The following is a 2,796-nucleotide window of genomic DNA, read 5'->3' as shown; positions in this document are numbered from 1 at the left end:
ACGCCTTCACCACGCCGGCATCCTGGCCGATGCCGGCGGCCTTGATGACGGCGCCGGCGCCGCTGTCGTGCGCGATGGCCTTCAGATGGCCGAAGGCATCGCGCACCCAATCGACGGCGGCGGCCTCGGCGGCGAGCGCCTTGCCGGCGGCCTCCGACAGTACCAGCGCGACCGCATCGAACACCGTCGACGGCGTGCCGGCCAGTTGTCCGTCGGCCGGCAGGCGCTTGCCGTTGCCGAGCTTCGCGCCGCCGATCTTCGGTGCGACGATCTTGACCTGCGCGCCGTCGGCTTCGGCCGCCTTGCGCACGGCGGCGATTGCGGCCGCATCCGAACCGTCATCGACCAGGATGCCGACACAGCGGCCCTGCAGCGTGGGCTTCATCTTGCCGATGATCTGCAGCGCGGGTGAGGGCGGCATGTCCTGCGGCTTGACCGTCGTGGGCGGCGCGGGCGGCAGCGCGTCCAGGCCCAGGCCGTCGGCGACGCGCTTGGCCAAGACGGCATCGATGTGGCGCAGGTGGCCGACGATGGCCTCGCGCACGTGCGGGGTTTCCACCTTCGACAGCTCGAACACCAGTGCCGCCGCCATGTGCGCCTGCTCCGGCGCGGTCTGGCTGCGGAAGAACAGCCGCGCCTGGCTGTAGTGGTCGGCGAAGCTCTCCGGCCGCACGCGCCCCTTGCGGCCGTCGGCGATACTGGCGTGGCTGCGGAAGCCGGCCGGCGTTTCGCGCGGGGTATCCGGCTGCAGGCTGCTGGGCTCGTAGTTCACGCGCCCCTTCGGTACCTGCATCTGCATGTGGCCGTCGCGTTGCAGGTTGGCGAACGGGCACTTCGGCGCATTGACCGGGATCTGGTGGAAGTTGGGTCCGCCCAGCCGCGACAGCTGCGTGTCCAGATAGGAGAACAGCCGGCCCTGCAGCAGCGGGTCGTTGCTGAAGTCGATGCCGGGCACGATGTTGGCCGGGCAGTAGGCGACCTGTTCGGTCTCGGCGAAGAAGTTGTCCGGCCAGCGGTCCAGCACCATGCGGCCGATCACCGTCAGCGGCACCAGTTCCTCGGGGATCAGCTTGGTCGGATCGAGATGATCGAACGGGAAGGCATCGGCCTGTTCCTCGGTGAACAGCTGCACCGCCAGTTCCCATTCGGGGAAATCGCCCTTCTGGATGGCCTCGAACAGGTCGCGGCGATGGAAGTCGTTGTCGGCGGCCTGCAACTTCACCGCTTCATCCCACACGGTCGACTGGAGGCCGAGCTTCGGGCGCCAGTGGAACTTGACGAAGGTGCTGTTGCCCTTGGCATCGAGCAGGCGGAAGCTGTGCACGCCGAAGCCTTCGATCATCCGCAGCGAGCGCGGAATCGTGCGGTCGCTCATCGCCCACATGATCATGTGGAAGGCTTCTGGCGTCAGCGAAATGAAATCCCAGAACGTGTCGTGCGCGCTGCCGGCCTGCGGATAGCCGCGGTCGGGTTCCATCTTCACCGAGTGCACCAGGTCCGGGAATTTCATCGCGTCCTGGATGAAGAACACCGGGATGTTGTTGCCCACCAGGTCCCAGTTGCCCTCCTGGGTGTAGAACTTCACCGCGAAGCCGCGCACGTCGCGCGGCGTGTCCACCGAGCCGGCGCCGCCGGCCACGGTGGAGAAGCGGCAGAACACCGGCGTGCGCACGCCGGTCTCGTTGAGTACGCGTGCGGTGGTGTACTTCTTCAGCGATTTCGTCAGCTCGAAGTAACCGTGCGCACCGGTGCCGCGCGCATGCACGATGCGCTCGGGGATGCGCTCGTGGTCGAAGTGGGTGATCTTCTCGCGCAGGATGAAGTCTTCCAGCAGCGTCGGTCCGCGTTCGTGCGCGCGCAGCGAATTCTGGTTGTCGCTGACCGGGATGCCCTGGTTGGTGGTCAGCGGCGGATGCTTGCCGCTGGCGGTGAAGTGCAGTTCGCCGCCGTTGCCGGTGGTCGGCGTGGCGGACGGGGCGGTGTTCGATGAACGGGGAGCGGATTTGCGCGCAGCCATCTGGGGTCTCCTGGACGGACGGACCAGCCATCGCGGTGCGCGAGGGCCTGTATCCACCGATCATCGGCGCACGGGTGTGCAGGGGGCGTCACGGTGTGCGGGCAGATCGCATTGACGCCGTGCCGACGAAAGGTCGGGGACACTCGCTGTCCGCATGCCATGTGTTCACTGTCGGTCTTTCAACCGGAGGATTGCCTCATGGAAACGAATGAACTGCACCGCGGCCGCCTGATCGACCATGTCCAACTGGTCGTGCGCGACCTGGAGGCGAGCCGCAGGTTCTACGCGGCGGTATTTGATGTGCTCGGCGTGCCGATGGGCGGCGAGGACACGGGCTATTTCTGGGCCGATGAGCTGTTCGTTTCCACCGCCGGCAGCGAAGCCGCACACGGCGAGCTCACCGGCCGCCACCACCTGGCGTTCCAGGCGCAGGATCGCGCGATGGTGGACCGCTTCCACGAAGTCGCGTTGGCGCACGGCGGCAAGGACAACGGCGCGCCGGGACTGCGGTCGTATCACCCCGGGTATTACGCTGCGTTCGTGCTGGACCCGGACGGCAACAACATCGAAGCGGTGTACCACGGTGAAGCGAAGCGCAGCGCGGCCTCGGTGAAGATGGAGTTCTGATGCTCCCTTTTCCTTCTCCCCGCTGGGCGGGGAGAGCAACTGTCTTGATTCAGGCTGTTTGGGAGGCGTTGAGATGGTCCCGCATGCGGGCGTTGAGGATGACCAGCAGTTTGCGCATGGATGCCACCAGGGCCACCTTGGCGGGTTTACCT

Annotated in this window: 2 protein-coding genes and 1 pseudogene; 1 reads left to right on the top strand and 2 read right to left on the bottom strand. The window is 66.7% G+C overall.

Translation table 11 applies throughout. The features are described 5' to 3' along the window. Positions 1 to 2,017 (bottom strand): catalase (locus tag MMG85_RS18340; protein WP_241047341.1); only part of this gene is annotated, 2,017 nt, incomplete at its 3' end. Between the two features lie 198 nt (positions 2,018 to 2,215). Between MMG85_RS18340 and MMG85_RS18335 the strand changes: the two genes are divergently transcribed. After that, the gene (locus MMG85_RS18335; protein WP_241047340.1) at positions 2,216 to 2,644 is read left to right on the top strand and encodes a VOC family protein; all 429 of its coding nucleotides are present in this window, start codon (positions 2,216 to 2,218) and stop codon (positions 2,642 to 2,644) included. Between the two features lie 49 nt (positions 2,645 to 2,693). Here MMG85_RS18335 and MMG85_RS18330 read toward each other — a convergent pair. Then, a pseudogene (locus MMG85_RS18330) lies at positions 2,694 to 2,796 on the bottom strand (IS110 family transposase); the annotation flags it as partial.

The organism is Pseudoxanthomonas sp. LH2527 (assembly GCF_022539275.1).
Lineage (GTDB): Bacteria > Pseudomonadota > Gammaproteobacteria > Xanthomonadales > Xanthomonadaceae > Pseudoxanthomonas_A.
Note: the sequence above shows the minus strand (reverse complement) of the source record. Positions and strands in the feature narration are given on the sequence as shown.